The 23,457-nt window shown below is 65.4% G+C and carries 5 protein-coding genes; 3 read left to right on the top strand and 2 right to left on the bottom strand.

Features of this window, described 5'->3' with window-relative positions; translation table 11 throughout:
- Positions 1-3: 3 nt before the first annotated feature.
- A complete protein-coding gene (locus tag ABIB90_RS20750) occupies positions 4-2,697 on the bottom strand; it encodes a hybrid sensor histidine kinase/response regulator (protein ID WP_354164574.1) in 2,694 nt (897 codons plus the stop codon).
- Positions 2,694-3,725, bottom strand: a complete 1,032-nt coding sequence (locus tag ABIB90_RS20745; protein WP_354127529.1) for an ABC transporter substrate-binding protein — start codon at positions 3,723-3,725, stop codon at positions 2,694-2,696. The genes ABIB90_RS20750 and ABIB90_RS20745 overlap by 4 nt, the downstream gene beginning before the upstream one ends.
- 294 nt (positions 3,726-4,019) lie before the next feature.
- On the opposite strand from ABIB90_RS20745, the gene ABIB90_RS20740 reads away from it, so the two are divergent.
- The 3 genes from ABIB90_RS20740 (at position 4,020) to ABIB90_RS20730 (ending at position 23,440) form a co-directional block, all read left to right on the top strand.
- Complete coding sequence (locus ABIB90_RS20740; RefSeq protein WP_219681019.1) at positions 4,020-4,790, top strand: hypothetical protein; 771 nt, start codon at positions 4,020-4,022, stop codon at positions 4,788-4,790.
- A 69-nt stretch (positions 4,791-4,859) separates the two neighbouring features.
- Positions 4,860-21,734, top strand: a complete 16,875-nt coding sequence (locus tag ABIB90_RS20735; RefSeq protein ID WP_354201295.1) for a leukotoxin LktA family filamentous adhesin — start codon at positions 4,860-4,862, stop codon at positions 21,732-21,734.
- An 11-nt stretch (positions 21,735-21,745) separates the two neighbouring features.
- Positions 21,746-23,440 (top strand): ShlB/FhaC/HecB family hemolysin secretion/activation protein, encoded by a 1,695-nt coding sequence (locus ABIB90_RS20730; protein WP_354164587.1) that lies wholly within the window; start codon positions 21,746-21,748, stop codon positions 23,438-23,440.
- Positions 23,441-23,457: the final 17 nt, after the last annotated feature.

Genomic DNA, 23,457 nt, shown 5'->3' with positions numbered 1-23,457 from the left:
CGTCTAGTTGACCGTACGATCTTCGGCAGGCCAGAGCAATTCATCCAGCGTACTCATCGAAGCGTTTCGAATCGCGGCGAGCTCGCGTGCGGCGCTCTGGGATTCCGGCGAGGACATCGAGGCTGCTGCCAGCTCGACCTCGCTGCAGCGCTCGAACAGGCGGACCAGGCCGAGCGCGCCGGCGGCGCTGCCGAGCTGGTGCGTGGACCGCGCGAGCTGCTTGCGATCGCCGGCCGCGGCGGCTTCGGTAATGTCCGTGATCAGCTTCTCGCTGGTCTCCCGCAGCAAATGATGGAGTTTTGCGATCTGCGCCGCGCCCAGCAGCTCCTTCTGGTCGGCAAGGAAATGCCGGTCGATCAATGCGCCTACCGCGAGCTGCGTCGCGGCCGGCTGGTTCTGGGCATCGTCCTCGATCGCCTCGCGCAGCGCATTGATCAGGATCGGCTTGCTGACGATCCTGGCAATGCCTGCGCCCGCGAGCCGCTCGCGGGCGCGGCGTGACATGTCGGCGGTTACCGCGATGATGCGCGGCATCGTGGGCAGACCGAGCTTTCGAATCCGCGATGCCGCCTCGACGCCGTCCATGTCGGGCATGTGCAGATCCATCAGGATGATATCGAACGCGTGATCGCGGGCGAGTGCGATGGCCGACGCGCCGTTCGTGGCGATGGTGGCGTGGTGGCCGAGCCTCTTCAACATCGCTTCGCCGATCTCGCAATTGACGGGGTCGTCGTCGACCAGCAGCACGCGAAGCTGCCGCGATGGCGGCTGGTCCGCGCCTTGCGCGATGCCGCTCGCGGCGAGGCCAAGCGGGACCTCAAGCATGAACGAGCTGCCCGCACCCGGCGTGCTCGCCACCGTCAGCTCGCCGCGCATCAGGTGGGTGAGGCGCCGCGCGATCGCCAGTCCAAGGCCGGTGCCGCCGAACCGCCGCGCGATGCTGTCGTCGGCCTGGACGAAATCCTCGAAAATCCGCTCGTGCATGTCGGGCGCGATGCCGATGCCGGTATCGCGAACGGTGATGCGCAGCAGGACATGATCGTCATGTCCGTCGGCCGCTGCGCTCAGGCCGATGCCGCCGCGCGGGGTGAACTTGATCGCGTTGCCGATCAGATTGAGCAGAATGCGATTGAGCCGCACCGGATCGCCGTGCACGGAGGTATTGATCGTCGCATCGCAGGCGAGATCGAAGGAGAGGCCCTTGTGAGAGGCCTGCGGACGCATCAGATCGGCCGCCGTTTCGATGAGCTGGTCGAGGCGGAAATCGCGGGTCTCCAGAGTCTCGGCGCTGGCCTCCAGGCGCGCATATTCGAGGATGCCGTCGACCAGCGCGATCAGCGTTTCGCCCGACGCGGCCGCCGTCGTGAGGTGACGCCGCGGCGCCTCGCCGAGGCTGCCATCGTCGAGCAGTTGCAGCACGCCCATGACGCCGTTCAGCGGCGTGCGCAGCTCGTGGCTGACGACCGCGAGAAAGCGCGATTTGGTCTCGTTGGCCGCCACCGCCGCGCTGCGCGCGCGCTCGGCGGCATCGTGCTCGGCAAGGGCCTGGTCGCGGGTCTTTTCCAGTTCGGAGGTGCGCTCGATCACCTTGCGCTCGAGCGTCGCATAGGATTCGCGCAAGTGAGCGGCCATCCGATTGAACTGATCGCCCAGCGCCTCCAGCTCGTCACCAGTCTTGATCGCGAGCCGCAGGCCGAGGTCGCCACTGCCGATCCGCCGCGCGCCTTGCGTCAGGATCTGGATCGGCACGGTCATGCGCCGGCTTAGAAACAGAGAGACCAGCACCGCACATGCCAGCAGGATGACCAGGAGAAAAGTCGAGCGTCCGATCGACGCATAGATCGGCGCGTAGGCTTCGGTGAGCGGCAGCTCGACGAACACCAGCCAGCCCAGCGAGGGGACCGTCGCGTAGGTCGACAGCACGCGTTGACCGGACGGATCTTCCTTGACCAGGCCGCCGGCGGGCGGCCCGACGCCATCGAGCGCGGCGCGCACGTCGGCATGGCCGGAGAGATCGCTGCGACGCAATGCCGGCCACAAATCGGGATGCGCGATCAACAACCCCATCCGATCGACGACATAGGCCTTGCCGGTGTTGCCGACCCTGATCCCGGCGACGAGGTCCCAGATGAAGCGAAGATTGACCTCGGCGACAATCACATCCGGCGTGAGGCCCGTTCCGCGCGTGGCGAGCGTCATGAACGGCTCGGTGTCGCCGAGGAAGTAGACCGGCCCGTAATAGGCGCGGCTTTCATTGGCGCCGCGGAAGGCCTGCGAGGCGGAGAGGTCGGCCTTGCTGCCGATCCTGTCCGCGACACGGCGCGACACGCGCACCTGCTCGCGGCCGCCGGCGTCGAGCTCGGCGATTTCCGCGATCGCGGGCGAGAGGCGCAGGAGGCGGATGGCGTTCAGACGCTGGTCCTCGTTCGTGGACAGCTCCGGGGGCAGGCGCGAGAGCCATCTGATCTGGTTTTCGATCTGGCCGATGAACTGGCCGATCTGGATGGCGGCGCTTGCTGCCTGCTCGCGCTGGGTCGCCGCCAGGAGCTGCTTCTGCTCGCGATAGGAGAACCAGACGTCGAAGCCGGTGTTGATGGCGAGCGCGGCAAAAGCGAGTGCGACGATCGAGTAGAGATATTTGCGGAACAGCCGGCCGGGAGGTGGCCGCAGATCTCCCTGGTCGATCGTCTCGTTCACTCGCGGATCTCGTCGGCGCGCGCGAGCAGCGTGAATGGGATCGTCAAATCCAGTGTGCGGGCGACCGTACGGTTGATCAGGAGCTCGTATTTCCGCGGCGATTGCACCGGCAGATCGCCGGCCTTGGTGCCGCGCAGGATGAGATCGACATAGTCAGCCGAGCGCACTTCGAGCGTCGGCCCGTAGCTCATCAGCCCGCCCGCATCCATGAAATAGTAGAACGGGTAAATCGTGGGCACGCGATATTTGGCCGCCGCGGCCACCGCAGCCTGCCGGTGGACCACCAGGAAGCTGTCGACCAGCGCAATCATCGCCGCCTTGGGCGCTTCGGAAAAGGGCCTGACGGCTTCGTCGATCTCCGATGGCGCGCTGACGGGGGCGGGGACCACGGACACGCCGGACAGTGCGGCCTCTTGCTCGATGGAGTCGAGGAAGAATCTGCCGCCGCGAGGTGTGGTCGCCGGGTTGTACAGGATACCGACGCGCGCAAGATCCGGCACGGCCTCCCGGATGAGCTGAAGCCATTTGCCACCCATCTCGGCGCTGCTGTTGGTGAAGCCGGTCACGTTGCCGCCGGGGTGGGCGAGGCTTTCGACGAAGCCGTTGCCGACGGGATCGTTGGCGGTCGCGAACACGATCGGGATGGTTTTCGTGGCTTCCAGGACGGCCGCGGTTTCGACCGTCGAGCCGGTCAGGATCACATCCGGCTTGAGCGCCAGCAATTCCTGAACTGCGGTTTTCAGTCTATCCGGCGCGCCGAAGGTCGAACGGAGCTCAAGGCGGAAATTGACCCCTTCGACCCAGCCTCGCTGCCTCAAGCCCACGATGAGGCCGCCCAGGCGGGAGGTCGGGCTGTCGATCATGCTCCTTCTGGTCAGTTCGTCGTCTAGCGGCAACGCCGTCAGCGATGCCACGACCCGCACGCGATCAGATGCTGCGCCGAGCGCCAGCCACCCCGCGGCGGTTGTGCCCGCCAGGCGAATGAACCCGCGGCGATCGACCGCGAGAGCGGAAGGCCGTTCGGTCATGACATTCTTTGCATGGTGGCTTGCCCCAACCCGATGCTTAGCGCGAACGGCCGGCATCCACAATTGATGAAAAAATGCGTTTGTGACTGCTCGTTCGCAGCGTTTGGCGGCCCGATACCGTATTCCTACGCCGCCAAAGAGTCGCCGTTTCGAGCCTCGTCTCCTCCGTGACACCTTGTAACGCACCGCGGCGTTGCAACATTTTCCGTCTCGGTCGTGATGACGGTTCGGGGAGGCCGATTTCGTAGCTGCTGATTTTTGAAGCGTTGTTTCATATTTTTTCGAAGGTTTTCGATGCGCAAAATCTATCTCGTTCCGGCCCTCGTCGGCCTGCTCACCACCGTTGCAGCGGGACCCCTTGCGGCCCAGGGCGCCGTACCGAAGCAGAAAGCTGCGCCGGCACCGAAAGCCGCCGGTGCCGCTCCCGCAGCCGCCGGGACGCCGGTCGCCGCCGGCGCGACGTCGGCAGCCGCGGCCGAGACCGCGGCCCCGGACGACAAGTCCAAGGCGACCGATTCCAAGGCGATCGACGGCTTCCGCTCCGCCAAGTTCGGGATGAACGAGGCCGACGTGCGCGCGGCGATAGCCAAGGACTTCGGCGCAAAGCCCGACGCCGTCAGGGCGCAGGACAATGCGTCCGAGCTGACGCACAGTCTGCTCTATTCGGCGCCCGAACTGCTGCCGAACGGCGGCACCGCCGAGCTTTCCTACGTGTTCGGCTACAAGTCCAAATCTCTGATCCAGGTCGGCGCGGTCTGGTCGAAAGGCACCGACGCGGCGATCACGCCGGAGAAGCTGTTCTCCAACGCCAACATCCTGCGCGCCCATTTCCTCAGCGAGGGCTTCAAGCCCGACTCCATCGCGGTCAACATGCCCGTCAACGGCGGCATCGTGATGTTCCGCGGCAGTGACGCCAAGGATCGCTCGGTCATCCTGCTTCTCCAGGGCACGTTCGAGAACAAGGACAACAACCAGCGAGTGCTGACGCCGACCAGCCTGCTGCTGTTCTACGTGGCCGACGCCAAGAGTCCCGACATCTTCAAGCTGCCGCCCGGCCAGTTCTGATGCCGCACTGCCACGACATTCTCCCACCCGGTTGTGGATCGGCCCCAGTGCCGATGAAGAGGATCTGAAATGCGCCGACCATCTGCAAGGCGAGACAATGACGAGCTGACGCTACGGGGGCTTGCGCGCTTCCGTTCGTTGTCACTGCTCTGCGCGATGCAGATGGTCTTCTTGCCGGTGTTCAGCGTCCGCCTGCAGGCGCAGCCGGCCAACGTGATCACGCCGGACGGCCGCACCGGAACCAGCCTGCAGACGTCCGGCAGCGTCACCAACGTCACCACGTCGACCGTCTCCGGCACCAGTGCCTTCAACTCGTTCTCGCAGTTCAGCGTCGGGCAGGGCAACACCGTCAATTTGCAACTGCCGACCGGCACACAAAATCTCGTCAACATCGTTCGCGACGCTCCGGTCTACGTCAACGGCACGCTGAACTCCTACATGAACGGCGCGATCGGCGGTAACGTCTATTTCGCCGATCCCAAGGGCTTCGTGGTCGGCCGCAGCGGCACGGTCAATGTCGGTAGCCTCAACGTCTCGACGCCGACGCGCGAGTTCACCGACAGTCTGATCGGCGCGCAGGGGCAGATCAACGGTTCGGCCGTCGCCAATCTGATGGCGGGGTCGTTCCCGGTCTCGCCGGACGGCAACATCCGGATCTACGGCCGGGTCAATGCCATCGACGGCGTGCGCCTGACCGGGCAGAACGTCCTTGTCGGTGGTGCCAGCCAGCGCGACATTGCCAATCTCGATCACGCCGCGAAGTTCGCAGCCTCGGTCAATTCCAAAGGGCTGCGCAGCGCCGCCGCGATTTCCGTGCGCAACGGCTCCATTCACATCGGCGCCGTCAACAACGCCAGCGTGAACGGACGGCTGACCGCGCGCAGCAAGACCACGACGCCGAGCAACATCACGATCGTGGCCGGCAACCAAGCCGAACTCGGCAAGAATGCGCGGTTGAGCACGGCGAGCAGGACTGCGGATGCCGGCGGCGTCCTTGTCAAGGCCGGCAACGACGTCACCGTGAAGAGCGGCGCGAAGATCAACGCCAGCTCGAAAACCGGCAATGCGGGCCTGGTCGAACTGAGCGGAAACGGCGTCATCGACGTCGGCAGCGGCGTTGCGATCAACCTCGCCGCCCCCAACGGCCGGGCCGGGACGCTGCTGATCGACCCGACCGATGTGGTGATCGGCGACGCCAGCCAGGGCGACGTCGGCGTAACCCTCGGGAACACGTCCGTCGCCAATGCCATCGCGGCGCTGAGCGCTGGTGGCACCTATCTGGTTCAGGCCGACAATTCGGTCACGCTGGCCGCACATGCGGTGATCGATGCCCGCAACCTCGACGCCACCAAGACTCATTCCGTCGGCAACGCCATCAACGTCGAAATCGACGCGCCGACCATCAGCGTCGTCAACGGAGCGCAGATCCTCGCCCAGGCGATCAATACTGGTGGAACGACCTACACCAGCGGCAGTGTCACGCTTGCAGCCACGGCGAGCCAGACCCTGATGTCTGGCCACGCCCATGCGACCACGGGCATCACCGTTGACGGCACGATCACCGGCGGCGCGATCTCGATTAGCGCGAGCTCCACGGCGGTGGCGAGCTTCACGAGTTCGCTCGCTTCGACGTTCGCGCTTGTCGGCGAATCGGTCCCCGGCATGATCCTGGGCCTCAACGGAGGCTATGTCGCGGCGAGCGCAACCGCGACCGTGAACATCAACGGCCATGCCAATATCTCCGGCAGCGGCAACGTCTCGATCAGCGCGTACGGGTCGGAGAGGGCCGAGGATCCCGTTATCGCCTCGTCGCTCCTCGGCGTATCGCCGGTCGGCGCTGCGGTCGTGGTCGGGAACATCGCCGGCAACGTCACCACCAACGTAGCAAGCAATGCGACGATCAGCGCAGGTGGTAGCCTCGGCATCAAGGCCACCAACGATGCCACGATGAATGTCACGGCCGTATCGCTGACCTCGAGCGCGGTTCTCGTGGCGACGGTGGCCTATTCGACGGCGTCGGTGACGACCACGGCAAACGTCGCGACCGGCGCCCACCTGAGCGTCGGCACCGCGAGCGGATCGACGGGCGGACTTTCGGTGCGCGCGTTGAACAACAACAGTTTCGCGACGGCGGCAACCTCGGTCGGGCTGGACAATCCGGCCCTGAACGGCGGCGTCGGCGGTGCCGTCGCGATCAGCAACGTCAACACCTCGGCGACCGCGACCCTCGGGTCGTCGCTGGGGTCCAGCACTTCGAACCGGATGAACGGCTCGGTGACGGTCGAGGCGACCTCGAACACGACATCGAACTCGACGACGTCCTCGACCATCACAGGTACGCCGGCTTTGATTGCCGGACTCCAGGGTGCCCTGGTCGTTGGCACGATGAATCCCAACCTGTTCTCCCAGCAGTTCAGCACGCTTTTCACCGCGGATCTGAACCTGAAGGCGGCGGCGGCCTTGACGATCGCGCGCAGCACGGAGAGCGCGACGGCGGCGATTGCGCAAAACCCCAGCGGCGGCGCGCCGTCGATCTATACGTCGGGCAACGTCGCCGTCATCAGCAACGTGATCGACGTGGGCGTGCGCAGCATTGCGACGGCCTCGGCGATCAGCTCGAGCCCGGTCGATGGTCAGTCGACGGCCGTTGCCGCAGCGGTCGCGTGGGGCGATTTCACGCACAATTCGAACGCCTATATCGGCGACGCGACCCTGATCAATGCGCCGGAGATCGGCGTCTCGGCAAACACCTATATGCCGATCACCAACACCTGGTTGCAATGGGCCTCGCTGACGGATGTGCTGAGGCATCTCAACGGCAATCTCGGCGTCGGCGGCAGCATCTTGACCAGCTACGCCAACTCGACCGCGGACGCCGGCGACACCGTCGGCATCGCAGGGTCGTTGAACAATTTCATGGTTCACAACAACACCACGGCCTGGGTCGCGACCGGTGCCAGCCTGACGTCGACCTGCACGGTTGCGAGTTGCGGCAGCGGCGCGTGGACGGCTGCGCTGGACAGCGGGACGACGCAGGGCTTCGACGCGACGCTCGCCATCGCGGCGACGGCCTATTCGGCCTCCATCGACGCTGCGGGCAATGTCGGCACGCTCGGCTTCCTTCCCGGCAACACCTCGGGCGGCTCGTCGCTGGGCGGCGCGCTCAATCTGGTCCAGTTCTGGAACAACACCATCGCCGGCGTGGCGTCCGGCGCTTCGCTCGGCGCGACCGACAACGTCTCCATCACGGCATCGACCACCGACCAGTTCTTCGGCGTCGCGCCGACCTCCGGCAAGGCGGCCGGCGCCCTGGCGCTGAACGGGATTACGTCGATCGCGCTCGTGAACAACACGACGCATGCCTCGATAGGCATCGGCGCCACGGTGTCGGCTCCGACGGTGAATGTGCTCGCGCAGCAGGATCTGTCGATGCTGTCGGTTGCCGGCGCGGTGTCAGCCGGCGGCAACTCCGCCGTCGGCCTCGCCGTCGCCTATCTCGGCGCGACCACCGACACCGCTGCCTACGTCGGTGACAATCACAGCGATATCCGGTCGGGCCCGTTCAGCTCGGACGATCCGTTCTCAGGGAACGGCGGCGGTAACGGGTCGGTCACGGCCGACCATCTGGCGATTTCCGCGACGACCGCGGGCCGGATCACCGCGGCGTCGATTGCAGCTGCGATCTCGGAACCTTCGGTTTCGGACTTCGGCACCAAGGCCGGTGCCGTCGGCGCAGCCGCGACCGGCGGAGCGGGCGGGATTTCAACCGCGCTGGCCAAGGTTGGCTCGTCGTCGGGCGCCTCCAGCAGCGGCTTCACGATCGATCTTGCCGGCAGCTCTTCCATCAGCGACGTGAGCCTTGGCACGACCGCCTCGATTACCGGCGCCACGATCAACCGCTACTCGCCACCCCCAACGGCCACCTTGTTGGTCCAGGCGCTCAACGACACCATCCTCAACAACGGCTCGGGCGGCGCCGCTGCCAATCTGGGAGGCAGCGCCGGCTCGACGAGCGTGGCCGTCGACGGCACCATCGCCGCGGCGATCTCGAACAATGTGACCAAAGCGTTCATCTCCAACTCCACGGTCAACAACCAGCAGTCCGTGACCGTGCAGGCATTGAGCGGCGGATCGGAAACCGTCGTGGCGATCGGCCTTGCCGCGTCAACGCGGTCCAACGCCGCCTCGATCGCGCTGTCCGTCGGCATCATCACCGACAGCGCGCAGGCCTACATCGAAAATTCGACGATCGCCGGCGGGAGCACAGGCGTCCAGCGGGCTCTCGAGGTCGATGCTTACCAGACCAGCAACATCGCGGTTGGCGGCGGTTCGCTCTATATTTCCGGCGGACAGGGCGGCTTCGGCGTCGCCATGACGTATGCTTCGATCGGCGATCCCTCCGGCGGCAACGCGACTGACGCGCACATCAAGTCCACGTCGATCAGCAATTACGACTCGCTTCTGGTGCTCGCCGACAATGCCAGCATCATCGCGGCCGGTGCCGCGTCGGCCGGGGCAGGGTCGAACGGCCTGTCGGGTTCCATCGTCGTCGACGAAATCACGTCCACGACCACGGCCTATATCAGCAGCAACTCGACGGTGAACATCAACGTCGGGCGCGTGACGGTGCTGGCGGACAGCGGCGCTGTGTCGGACCTCGATACGGCACTCGGCAATCTCGTCAAGAAGTCGAACAACAATCATCTCGCATCGGACACGTGCACGGCCGCCGCCGGCAACGGCACGGCGAATTGCATAGATTTTAGCGCGGCGGCGCTCAACGACGGCACGGCGAACGGTCCGGGCGCCAGCATCATCTCCGTTGCGGGCATTATCCAGGCCGGCAAGAACAATGTCGGCGCCTCCATGGTGTACGATACCATCGCGACGACGCATTCGGCCTATATCGCCAACGTCCGGATGTCCACGATCGGCAGCGTCAGTGTGAATGCGGTCGACACCACGAAGATCCAGTCGGTCACGATTGGCTTCGGCCTGGCGACCGGTCAGTTTGCCGGCGTCGGCGGCATGACAATCAGCTCGATCGCCAATAATGTTTCGGCGGCAATCGGCAACAACCAGTCCGACACGACGCAATCGACCGTGACGGCCTCCAACATCTCCGTCACCGCGACCGACAATTCCAGCATCACCGGCGCCGCCGCGGTCGCTGGCGCCTCGACGCAAGGCAGCGCCGCGGGCCTGGCACTCGTCTACAGCAGCATCGCCAACAATGTCAGTGCCGGCGTCACCGGCTCCAAGCTGACCGCCTCCGGCAATGTCGTCGTCAACGCGAACTCGAATGCCGATATCTCGACGGTTGCCGTCGGCATTGCGATTTCCTCGCAGATCGGCCTTGCCGGTTCGGTCGCCACCAATCTGATGGGAACCAACGTCACCGCCAGCATCGCCGGCGGAGCCGACATCACTGCGAACGACAACGTTGCCGTGATTGCTGGCAATAATGACAAAGCGGGCGTTTTCGCCGGCGCCGTGTCCATCAGCAAGGGCGCGGCAGGCGGCGCGGGCTCGATGGTCACGAACAAGATCACCGGCACCACCGCGGCCTATATCAGCGGGACGACAACCAAAGTGGATGCGCGCGGAACCAGCACGAGCGACGTGCTTTCCGTCAACAGCGGCACGCTCGCGCACGCGATCGATCTCGGCGGCTTCAGCGCGCCCACCGACACCACGCCCGATCTGAGCGAGACCCAGGAGAGTGTGCGCGGCCTCGCCGTCGTCGCCAGCTCGCACCAGGCCGTCGTCACCAACGTCGCCACCCTGTCCGCGGGCTCGGGCATCTCCATCATGATCAATCCGATCACCAATGTGATGAGCGGATCCACCAGGGCCTATATCGACGGCGCGGCGATCGACACTCGGCTGGCAAGTTCGACGCTAGACCCGCAGATCGATGTGGCCGCCAGCAGCTTCTCCTATTCGGGCGCGTTCGGCGCCGGCGTGGTGCCGCCAACCGGGAGCGGGGGCGGCGGTGCGACCATTCTCAGCACGACGATGTCGCGTGACACCGAGGCCTATATCACCAGTGCGACCGTTGGTGGCGTGCAGTCGGCGAGCGCAACGGTGGGCGCCGTCACCGTGAAGGCCAATGCCGAGCAGGACGCATCATCGATCGCGGTCGGTTTCGGCACCGGCTCGGTCGGGCTGAACGTCTTCGTCGCAACTACCGAGGCCTATGTCGACGGCGGCTCCCTCACGGCGTCGTCGCTCACGGTCAACGCCTACGACGCCACAGGTATCGCGTCGGCGAACGGCTCGGGCGCCTATGGCAGCCAAGCCGCGATCGGGGCGGCGTTCCTGGTTCAGGTCTCGGCGAACCGGACCGAAGCCTATGTCGGCGACGAGTTCCACTATCAGGGCAACGGCGCGGCACACACGACTGCGGTCAATCTGAGCGGCGCGCTCGACGTCGAGGCAACGACGAAGAACCGCTTCCAGGCCTATTCGATTGGCGGGGCACTCTCGACCGGCACGGCGGCAATCGCCGGCATGGCCAACATCGAGATTGCCAACAACACCACCATCGCTGGCGTCTACGACACCACGCTGCAGTCCCCCACTGGCGGTTCGGCTGGCGCGGTGACGATCAACGCCACCGAGGACGTGGCGATCAAGGAGATCGCCGGCGCGCTTTCGATTGCCGCCAGCGGGTCCGGCGTCGGCGTGGGCGCGGCGGCGAACGTGATCGTCTTCAAGAGCCAGACCATTGCGGAAAGCCGCAACAGCGACCTCAATTCGTCCGGCGCGATCAACGTCGGCGCGCTCAGCACCAAGGAAGTCCTGTCCTACGCGGTCACCGCCGGCATCGGCGGCAGCGTCGGCATCGGTGCGACCGTCGGCGTCATCATCATCGGCACCAACACCGCCGATCCGGATACGCAGGGCGAGCAGACCGGCCAGCTCAATCAGGGCAACAACGGCACCCTCGCATCAGTGAACGCGGGCACCAATTCCTCGCATGGCAGCGACGCGGTCGCGGGCGGCACCTCGGGCAATCCGAGCAACGCCAACGCAACCTCGACCTACGACGTCAGCACCGTCCTGACCGGCGGCAATGACGGCGTCACCGCCCAGATCGCGGGCGGCAATGTGACCGGCACGCAGGTCAACGTCGCCGCCACCAGCGCCAACGCGACCAAGATGTTCCTGCTCGGCGCGGGCTTTGCCAAGAACGTCGGCATCGGCGCCGGCATCGGTTACACCAGCGTCGACAGCAGCGTCCTCGCCAATCTGAGCGCGATCGTCTCCGCGCCGTCCGTCACGGTTGCGGCGCGGGTCAAGGACGCCGATACCGGACCTTATTCGGGCAAGACCGTCGACAGCGAGGCGATCGCCGGCGGTGCAGCGCTCTATTTCGGCGCGGATGCGGCGGTGGCGGTCGGCAACGTCGCCAATACCGTCACGGCTCAACTCGGCGGCTCCGTGACCGGAACGGGCGGCACCGGCGCCACTGGCGTCGCCGTGATGGCGATGGACAGCTCGACTCAGAGCGTGACCGCGGGCGGCGGCACCGGCGGCCTTGCAGCCATCGGGGTGTCGATCGCGACCACGGGACGATCGAGTTCGGTCGCGGCGAAGGTGCTGTCGAACGCGACGGTGAACAGCTCGATCCTTGCGGTTGGCGCCGCCGAGGCCGGCGCAATGTCCGCTTCCGCGACTGCGGTCGCCGGCGGTATCGTCGCCGGTGACGGCGCAGTTGCGACAGCGAAGGAAAATTCGACGGTCCTGGCAGAGATCGGTTCCAGCTCATCGATCACCACGTCGGCGACGGGCGCCGGCACGCTGGTGTCGGCATCGATCACGCCCAAGCTTTCGAGCAAGGCGATCGGTGTCGCGGTCGGCGGCGGCGCCATCGGCGTGTCCGTCGCGGAATCGATGGTGACGGCCACCGTCACGGCCGATGTCGGCGACAACACCACCTTCTCGGGCGGTGCGCTCGGTGTGACCGCCATGGCGCTGGTGCCGACGGGCGGCACGACGACTTACGCCTGGTCGCTCGCGGGCGGCGGCGGCTCGTTGATCGGTGCCCAAGGCAGCTATGCCAGGGCGTCCGAGAACGCGACGGTGAGTGCGTATGGCGGCATCGGGATCCATCTTCCCAATGCCGACGTGGTCATTGCCGCAGAGAACGACAGCAGCCAGTACGCCGAGTCGACTGGCCTCTCGACCGGGTTCCTCGCCATTGGCGCGACCGTCGCACAGGTCTCCTCGAGCGCCCACACCTACGCCTATCTCGGGGCCGGCGCGGTCACCGCCGCGTCCAACACGGGCGTTCTCCAGATCACCGCCACGGGCACGGATACCAACGTCGCCAGCGCGCTCGTCGGTGCGGGCGGCACCTATGCCGGCGCAGCAGCGGTTGCGACGACGGCCACCACTGCGGTCACCGACGCCATGCTCTATGGCGAGGCGACGGACAACACGCTTTATTTCGGCGGCCTCAACATCAAGGCCAAACATACGACGAATTATGCCGGCAGCGGTGATGCCTATCAGGCCTCTACGGCGGGCGCCTCCGGTGGCAGCGCGCAGAACGATGTCACGTCGGCGACCACCGCTGAAATCGGCACGCATCTGATCGTCAACTCGGCCGGCGGCGATATGGTTGTGATCGCCAACGACGTGGTCAACCAGGCTGGTGGCGGGGCGCGGTCTGGTTCCGGCGGCGTGTTTGCCGGCGCGGCGGCGCTCAGCAAGTCCAGGGTCACGCAGACCGTCACGACCAACATCGACGCCGGTACGATCCTGAGCCTTAATGCCGATCCGAGAACGACGACGGGCGCAATCAACATCGAGGCCTACAACACGCTGAGCACGACCGACACGGTCAATTTGAGCGCCGCGGGCCTGTTCGCCGGCGGCGGCGCCGAATCCGACATGACGGCAAATGCCACGCTCACGGTCAACATTCAGGCCAGAGAGCTGTTCAGCGCCGGCAACATCTATATCGGCTCGGCGTCGCGGATGGCGGCAAACAATTACGCCAACGCCAGCCTCTATGGTGCGGTCGGCGGAGTCGGTGCCAGCACGAACGCATGGGTGCATGCAACGCAGAACGTCAATGTCGGCAGCACCTCGACAGTGGAGGCCTGGGGCAAGATCAACATCGCCGCAGGCCTGGCCGGCGACGGCAGCGTCTACAGCAGCGTGGCCGCGAACGCGACGACGGTGGTCTACAACAACACGGTCGTTCCCATCTCGGGCCTCTATCGCGGCACCGCCAACGCCGACGACGACACCAGCCTGACGCTTGCCATCGGCTCGAAGGTGCTCGGCGCCAACGACGTCTCGCTCACCGCGACGCCGGGCCAGGTCACGGCCTCCGGCCTCGGCAGCAACTACAATCCGTACCTGGAGATCTTCAGCGCCAAGAACAGCGACAACCACAGCAACGACAACAGCGGCGGGACCGGCAATGTCGCGCTCAACGGCCTCGTGGTGGCCGGCATCCACAATGACGAAACGATCACGATCGCGCTTGGCGCGAGCACGCCGACCCTGTCTACGACGAGCCCCTACGATCCGCTCTCGCTCGAATACGTCTCCGACGTCGATCATTTCAATCGGGTGATGAGCTGGAACCACCAGACGATCCAGTACACCATCGTGGGCGGCTTCAATCCTTACCAGACGATCGTCGCTCAACTCGCATCTCTGAGTGGCCTGACGTCGACGCAGGTCCAGACGGCGCTTTCCGCCACGCAGCCCTCGATCACGTTTGGCGGCACCGATCCGACCGGCGAGATCCAGCGCCAGATCAATACCCTGATCCAGCAGGCGCCGTTCGCTGCCAATGCATCCGGCAACGCCTTCGCGTTCGGCGATATAATGGTGTCGGCCGGCAACGTTTCGATCCTGGCGCAGAGGCTGTCCGGGGCAGGTGGCGCAGGTCTTGCCGCTCCATCGGTGATCGCGCGCTCTTCGCCCATGATCAAGATTGAAAACCAGGGCCTCGATTTCGTCGCGCTGTCGAACCTCACGATCACCAACGTGACGGGGGGGCTGGTCACGCACCCGCAGGTCGACCCGGGGTCGTCGTCGAACGTGACTTTCACGTCGAACAACAGCGCGACGCCGATCATCGACATCTCGGCGGTCTATAACCGCAAGGATCCCAACACGGGTCTCGGTGTCGACCAGAACGGCAACACCCTGACGCGCACGCCCGACATCTACTTCGACGGCGTCGTCACCAACGAGAACGGCCTGCTCAAGATCACCAACAATCTCGGCAACGTCGTCGCATCGCAGACGTTCGATGCTGCGACAATCCAGATGGTGGTGCCGAACGGCTCCTTCACCTTCAACGGCGGCGTCGGCAGCATCTTCAGCTCCAACCACGACGTGGCCTCGCAATGGGCCAATACCGAGTACAAGCCGGCTGACAACGACACGCTGACGGCGGTGATGGCGGCGGCGACCTATCTCGGTGCCTATGGCGCCTACGACAGCGGCGTGCATATTGCTTCCGGCGGCAATCACCCGTACTCCTATTATTGCTGCGCCTCCGGCAGCGCGGGCGTCGCCGGTACGGCGAGCAACAGCACTGTCTTTACGGCGCGGCTGCTGGATCTCTATTACGACGGCCTTTCGCTCTATTCGGCGATCTTCCTGCCGATGGGTTCGGGTGCGCCGGGCAACGGCAACGAACATGCCGGCAGCACTCCCGACGCGTCAACGCTCGCGACGATCGAGGGGCCGACCAGGCAGACCATCAGCACCGCCCCATGGGAAGCAAGCACCTATGATGGCCAGGGCGTCTATAGCGGCTCCAGCCCGTTCAACTGCTCGCATTGCTCCGCCTACTTCCAGGTCATCAACATCCAGCCCGATGTGATCACGCCGAAGACGGCGAACACGGCGACCAACCCGCCGGCGAATGCGCCCTTCATCATCGGCAAGGCGATCATCCTGTCGGCATCGGTTCTCAACATCAACGGCACCATCCAAAGCGGCTCGAGCAGCAACTATTCGGTCAATATCGGCACCGGCGCGCTGAACGCCATCAACGCTCTGAAGGCCGACAGCTCGGCCTTTGCCCAGGCCCAGACCAACGCGCAGCACGGCAGCTATGTGGATTTGACGCAGTATCTGTCGAAGGTGAGTGGCAGCGACGTCCAGGTCGGCGCGAGGTACAATGCCGCCACCGACCAGATCCTCTTGAATGGCGTGGTGCAGGGGTCCGGCGGCTACGTCTACCTGAACGGCAAGATCATCTCGACCTCGACCGACGGCACGCCGCAGGGCAACATCATCGTCAACGGGGGCGCCGGCACGATCACGGTGAACAACACCACCGGCCTTCAACTCGTCACCAACACGATCAATACCGGCGTCAGCGCAGCCAGCGTGATCGAGATCGTCGATCAGCTCAAGGCGCAGACGACGTGGTACGTCTACAATCCTGCCGCCCCGGGCGGCCAGCAGGTGTCGACGTATCGAACCAACAGCGTCAATGCGAGCCAGTACGACGGCTCGATGCTTGCCGCGACAAGCGGCACGGCCGGCCTGCAATACGCGCCGCAAGCCAACATGTACTACCAGTGGGTCGACACCGCGCGGCTGGATCGTTCGACGACGAGCACGCAGTTTGACTATGGCTGGCAATACACCTCGCGGGATCCCAACAGCGGTAGCTCCTTCGTCCGCACCACCAGCCTGGTCTCGGACGTGCAGCAGGTCGCCAACGGCGCCACCACGGGACAATTGCAGAGCACGAATTACCAGGAGGTCGTCACCGCGACCGGTTCGGCTCACGGCGGCGGCGGCAACACCCATTCCGACAAGTGCTGCGGCGCGGATGGACAGTACGATTGGTTCCAGGAGATCTTCGATCACCTGACGCTGACGCTGACTAACACCGTCAAGGCATCGAACCCCATCAACATCCAGTTCAACGGCGGCGGCGCCAGCACGGTCGCGGTCACGTCGAACTCCGGCATCGTCATCAACGGCCCCATCAACAACCTTCAGGGTGCGACCTCGGTCGTGGCCACGGGCGCCAGTTCGGCCATCACGGTCGGCGCGAACGCCAACAACCCGGTGATATCGGGCACCAGTGTGTCGCTGTCGGCGGCGGGCGGCATCGGCAGCATCGGTTCCGGCGGGGCGCCGGTCTCCGTGCAGGTCTATGGCGGCAGCCTCACCGCCAATTCGATCGACCACGATATTGCGATCGCGGCCGTGGGCTCGCTGTCGATCAACCAGGTCAAGGTGAACTCGACCGTGGCCGGCGACGCGCCGCAGGGCAGCGTCTTCATCTCGGCGACCGGCGACATCAACTCGGCGTCCGCCTACAGCGTCGCCAACCCCGTCGTCGTCGGCAAGAACATCGAGATCAGGTCCACCGGCGGTGCGATTGGCGCGGTGACCGGCGTCAGCAACGGCGCGACCGTCCTCACCAACATCAATCCGCTCGTGATCCAGGCGACCGGCACGACGCTGGTCGACGGCAGCGTCGATGGCGGCATGCTCAACAGCTATTCGACGACCGGAACCTACATCGTGCAGTCCAAGGGCGATCTGCGGCTCGGCACGGTCGAGTCGAAGAGCGGCCCGGTGTTCCTCGAGGCCGCGGCCTCCGATGGGGCGCAAGCCAGGATATTGAACGGCCTGTCGTCCGGCGGCCTCACGGCCGAGCAGAGCGCGCATCTGGCGGATGTCTGGACCAGCCTGGACCTCCTCAGCGGCAACGGCGCGACCGCAGCCGTCAACAGTTACCAGACCATGGTCACGGCGGCCTACAACGACTACTTCCAGCTCAAGAACGTCGCCTTCGCGAACGGCAACACCTATAGCCCGACCTCGGTGGGCCTGACCGTGCTGCGGGCGCAGGTAGCCGCCAAGCTCGGCATCGATCCTTCCGCGGTCTCGACGACGGACATGCAGAATGAGGCCACGACGCGCTTGCTGAAGGACCAGTTCCTGCTCGGCATGATCGACACGGTTCAGGTCAAGGCCTCGCTGACCACATTGCTTGGCACCGCGCCTTCTGACCCGCTGGCGACGCTGTTCGGCAGCACGCTCTCGTCGAACCTGTTCACCAGATTGTTCGACGGCGTGGCAACTGGCCATCAGCTTATGCCGACCAACACGGCCCTGCAGACGGCGCTTGCGACCTACAGCTCGACCTATGCCTATACGCTCGCTCCGACCGAGAAGCTCTACGGAATGATCACAGCGGGCTCGCAATGGACCCAGAGCCAGCTCGCCTACACCGTCTCTTCCTCGGCCGTCGGAGCACCGCCACCGCCGATCAGCGAGGATGTCGCGGCCAACATCAAGGCCAGCCAGGTCATGCTGTACACACCGAACGGTTCGGTCGGCCAGCTCGCGGCGCCTCAGACGTTCACGTTCACGAGTGTCAATGCCTCGTCGCTGACGTCCGCCCAGAAGGGACTGCTCGCCTCGGCCGGTCCCGGACAGCTCGTCGTCAACTCCTCGACCGACCCGACGACCGGCGTCGTGACCTACAACGTCACGCTGTCGCAACAGAGCCTCGTCATTCTGGACAATCCAACCGCGGTCACCGCCAAGGCGCTGTCGGAGGTCTATCTCGGCAGCAAGAACAGCCTCGTGCTCGGCGGCATTGCGGCCGCGAGTTACGGTCCGATCGCTGCCGCGCAGGCCGGCGGCATCCAGGTGACCGGCAGGGGTGACGTCAAGCTCGATGCGGTGGGCAGCATCTCCGCGGGCGTGAGCGGGGTTCCTGTGATCTCCGGCGACATTCCCAACCTCTCCCTGATCGCCGAGCACGGCAACATCGGCAGCGCTGGCGCGGCCGGAGCCGACCCGGCGGCCAACGCGAACGCGATCCAGATCGCCTTCGCGAGCCCGACCAGCGATCATCTTGATCAGGTGTCGTCCGGACTGGGCGTCTATGTGAAGCAGACCACCGGCGACCTGGTCCTCGGCAACGTCTCAGCGACCGGCGCCATCCAGTTGGCCGCGACAGGCAGCATCTATGCCGAGGCTGGAACCAACTTCGCCGATCGCACGGCGGTGCATATCGTCGGCACGGATCTCGATCTGCGCGCCGGCGGCGATATCAGCTTCAACGGCGCGACGTTCCAGCCGCTTCAGGTGCAGCTCTCCGGCGCGCTCACAGGCTCCGCGGTCGGCGACCTCAGCATCCTGGTCGTGGCGCACGATCTCGCGGTGGGTGCGACCGGCACCTACGGCGCGCTGACTGCGGGCGGGACACTGACGCTGAACGTGCCGCACGGCGCGATCAGCATCAATGCCGATGTCACCAGCGTTGGCCTGATGCAGCTGCTCGCAAACGGCGCTGTGACTTTCGCCGATGGCACCAGCGCGGCGCCGGTGGTGGCCAGCAGCTCCTCGGGCGGGGTGACGCTGGCTTCCGCCTCACTGTCGATGGGCGCCTATTCGGCCATCAACGCGGCCGGCGTGATCTCAGTGATCACCACGGGCAACGCGACCATCGGCCAGCTCAACTCGTCGCTGTCCTATGCGGCGGCCTCGAACGCGCCGTCGATCGTCGTTACCGCTGGCGGCGTCGCTTCGCCCGGAGCGATCATCGACAACGGCGACGGTCAAACGAAGATCGTCGCGTCCGGCTCAGGGGCAGAAGTCTCGCTAGACGCATCGAACGGCATCGGCAGTGCGGCGGCCCGCCTCATCCTCAGCGCGGCTCGGCTTTCGGCGAGCACGAGCGCCGGTGGCATCTACCTGAAGGCTCTCACCGACACCGAGGCAAGCCTGTTGTCCGCAGTGAAGGGTGGAGTGGATCTGGTTGGTTCAGGCGGCTTGACGCTCGACCAAGTACTGGCGGGCACGGCCACGGGTGCGAGCGGCAGCTTCAGCGCCGTCGCGAACAATGGCAGCATTGTCATCGGCACGGCCGACAGCAGCGGCTCGCAAACGGTCCACGCCAGCCAGAACGTGACGTTCAAGTCGCTGGTTACGACCGGCTACAGCGGTGATGTCGGTAACATCAACGTCACGGCCGACAACGGCTTCATCCTGGCGCAGACGGTGATGTCGGGCGGCGTGACGACGCTCGGCTCGGTTTCGGCCCATGGCGGGGCGACACTGGTTGCAGCCTCGACCATCACCGGCAACACGCTCGCCGCCAGCACCGGAGCGGGCCTGTTGAGCGCCGGCGGGCCGATCAACTGGAACGTCCTCAACGTCGGCACGACGCTCAACGCGACCGCGGGCCAAGGCAGCATAGGCTTCAAGATCGCGCAGAGCGGCGGCACACAGACCATCCACGCCCACGACAACGTCAGCTTCGACGCGCTCACGTCCACCGGCTACAGCGGCGATGCCGGCAGCATCAACGTCAATGCAGACAACGGCTTCATCCTGGCGCAGACGGTGATGTCGGGCGGCGTGACGACGCTCGGCTCGGTCTCCGCCCATGGCGGGGCGACGCTGGTCGCAACCTCGACCATCACCGGCAACACGCTCGCCGCCACCACCGGAGCGGGCCTGCTGACCGCCGGCGGCGCGATCAACTGGAACGTTCTCAACGTCGGCACGACGCTCGACGCGACCGCGGGCCAGGGCAGCATCGGCTTCAAGACCGCGCAGAGCGGCGGCACACAGACCATCCGCGCCCACGACAACGTCAGCTTCAACGCGCTCACGTCCACCGGTATCAACGGCGACGCCGGCAGCATCAACGTCAATGCGGACAACGGCTTCATCCTGGCGCAGACGGTGATGTCGGGCGGTGTGACGACGCTCGGCTCGGTCTCCGCCAACGGCTCGGCCAGGCTGATCGCGGCGGGCACCAACACCGGTCATAACCTCACGGCCACGACCGGCAGCGCTGTCTTGAGCGGCACTGTCGTTCGTTGGGATAATCTCACGGCCGGCGGCACGCTCGACGTCACCGCGACTGTCGGGGGGATCACTCTCGGCACCGCGATCAGCGGCGGCACACAGACCCTGCATGCCGTCAACGACATCGCCTTCAGCCAGCTCACCACGACGGGTACGGGTATCCTGGGTGATGCCGGCGATATCGACCTGCGCTCCGATCTCGGTTCCATCCGGGGCGGATCGATCTCCGCCAACGGCGACACGCACTTCGCTTCGGCGGGCTCGATCTCGCTCGATCGGATCAGGGGCAACACGATCAAGCTGTCGTCGCCGGGTGACCTGACGATCGGCTTCGTCAGCGTGGTGAGGGAGCTCGACCTCGCCGCGGATACGATCAACGTCAATGGCGAGCAGATCCGCTCGACGCCGCAGGTCCCGCTGATCATGAACGTGACGGGCTACAACGGCGGCACCGCGACCTCGGCCAAGGTCTCGATCGACCCTGACAGCATCATCATCAACCAGTTCAGGGTGGTGGACGCCAACTTCTGGACCGATGCGCACGCGGTCGCGATCCTGAACGGCTATGTCCCGGGTCAGCTCATGCTGACCACGGCAACCCAGCAGGTACTGCTCGACAATCGTACGCCGGCTCCGTCCAACTGGCCGTCGCTCCAGCTCTACCAGCCGGGCGGCGTGTTCACGATGAGCCAGGTCGGCAATGCCAATGTCAGCAACGCCTATGTGGTGTTCTACACCGGCGACGTCTCCGCGACCGTTACCAATTACGGGCCGACCCACACCTGCTGCAACGACTTCACCGGCGCCAGCATGATCCGCAACATCTCCGTCGACGGCGAGGGCGCCGAGAACATCGAGACATGGCTCGCGAAGAAGGACGGGGGGACGTTCTACCTGCTCGGTCTCTCCGGCAAGGCGCGGCTCGATGCGCTGCTGACGCCGCGACCGATCGAAACGATCGGGGCCGGACCCGCCGTCAACATCGAGGGATTGAGCGACATGCGCAAGCTGCGCCGGCAGGGTCAGCGCATGGGACGCACCGGCTGGAAGGACGCGGCGATCGAGGCGGCGAAGCCGGCCATTGGCCGTCTCGCACAGGCATGGTAACGGGACCAGGGATGCGGATTTGGGGGGCAGCGTTAGGGCTTGGGCTGGCAGCGTCGTGCATCGCCCCCGCGCGGGCGCAGATTCCGTCGATCAATCCCGGCGTGATCCAGAACGACGTCGACCGGCAACGCCGGCAGCTCGAACAGCAGAGCGCGCCGCCCAAGCTCAACGGGCCGGCGGTGATTGGCGGCGAGCGGGAGAAGTCCCAGCTCCTGAAGCCGGGCGGGCCGAAATTCCGCCTGCACAAGGTCGAGTTCGACGCCTCCAAGTTCATTACGCCGGCCGAGCTCGACGAGATCGCGAAGAAGTACGTCGGCAAGAACGTCGACATCGCCTCGCTGTTGCAGCTCGTCGCCGACATCAACGCCCTCTATACCGAGCGCGGCATCGTCACGGGCATTGCGACGCTGCCCGAGCAGGATGCCAAGGGCGGCATCGTCCGCATCAAGCTGACCGAAGGCCGGCTCCAAAAGACGACCATCGAGGGTAACAAGCAGACCCGCCCCGACTACATCCTTCAGCGCGTGAAGGAGCCCGAAGGCGAGGTGCTCGACGTTCCGAAACTCAATCGCGACGTGATCTGGTTCAACCGGACCAACGACGTGCAGATCAAGGCGCTGCTGCAGCCCGGCACGAGCTTCGGCCTGACCGATCTCCAGTTCGCCGTGATCGAGCCGCCGGTCGACACCTTGCAGCTCTTCACCGACAACCAGGGCGCGGAAAACACCGGGCGTTGGGAGGGTGGGGCCTTCTACAAGCGCCACGGCCTGTTCGGCGTCGACGACCGCCTGACATTCTACGGCGTCCGTTCCGACGGCAATCTCAACGGCAACGTCGCCTACAGCATCCCGGTCAATCCCTGGGGCGGCCGCGCCGGTGTCAGCTATACCGAAGGCAAGATCAAGATCATTCAGGGACCGTTCGTCGCGCTCGACGTCACCGGACGCTCGAGCCAGGCCGCGGTCAATTTCAGCCAGCCGGTCTGGGTGACCCAGAACTGGCTGGTGCTGCTCAACGCCGCGGAGACCGAGGGCAAGACGGTCAGCCGCTTCGCAACGGTGGCCGTGACCCAGGACCATTACGACAAGGCCACGGCCGGCCTCTCGGTGACCAATTCCGGCAATACCTATTCGATCACGGTTTCGCCTGCGGTGAACTACATCGCATGGCAAGACCACGTGCTCGGCAACAACCGCGCGTTCAACACCTATACCGGCTCCATGTTCGCGACCAGCGCCGCGGGGCCTGCAAATTTCAGCACCAACGTGCTGGCGAGCTGGCAGTACACACAGGAAAAGCTGCTGCCGGGCGACCAGATCTTCTCGATCGGTGGTCCCACCACCGTGCGCGGTTATCCCTCCAACTCGGCGTCCGGCGACAGCGGCTATTATTTCAACGCCGAGCTGCACTACAACTGGTCGCAATGGCTCCGGGGTTTCGACACTTACATCTTCACCGACTGGGGGGCGGTGTACTCGACGTTTCCGGGAATCACCGAACTGGGCTCGGTCGGCGTCGGCTTCTCCTGGACCTACGCCTCGTTCATGACGTTCGAGGCGAATTACGCGACGCCGCTGAAGATGGCCGTCTCGACCCAGCACCACTACGAGGCCTATGGCCGCGTCGTTCTCCGGCCGTTGTTGATGTTCCAGAAGCAGGAAAGCCCCGCGCCGGTTGCGGCGGTTGCCGGCAGGAGCAAGTCGTAGGGCGTATGGGGCACGCG

The organism is Bradyrhizobium sp. JR4.1, assembly GCF_040548605.1.
Taxonomy (GTDB): Bacteria; Pseudomonadota; Alphaproteobacteria; order Rhizobiales; family Xanthobacteraceae; genus Bradyrhizobium; species Bradyrhizobium canariense.
Note: the sequence above shows the minus strand (reverse complement) of the source record. Positions and strands in the feature narration are given on the sequence as shown.

What these genes read in the sequence shown, in the direction of transcription:
- ABIB90_RS20740 (WP_219681019.1), top strand. Translation starts at nt 4,020, where the DNA reads ATGCGCAAAATCTATCTCGTTCCGGCCCTCGTCGGCCTGCTCACCACC.
- ABIB90_RS20730 (WP_354164587.1), top strand. Translation starts at nt 21,746, where the DNA reads ATGCGGATTTGGGGGGCAGCGTTAGGGCTTGGGCTGGCAGCGTCGTGC.
- ABIB90_RS20735 (WP_354201295.1), top strand. Translation starts at nt 4,860, where the DNA reads ATGCGCCGACCATCTGCAAGGCGAGACAATGACGAGCTGACGCTACGG.
- ABIB90_RS20745 (WP_354127529.1), bottom strand. Translation starts at nt 3,725, where the DNA reads ATGACCGAACGGCCTTCCGCTCTCGCGGTCGATCGCCGCGGGTTCATT.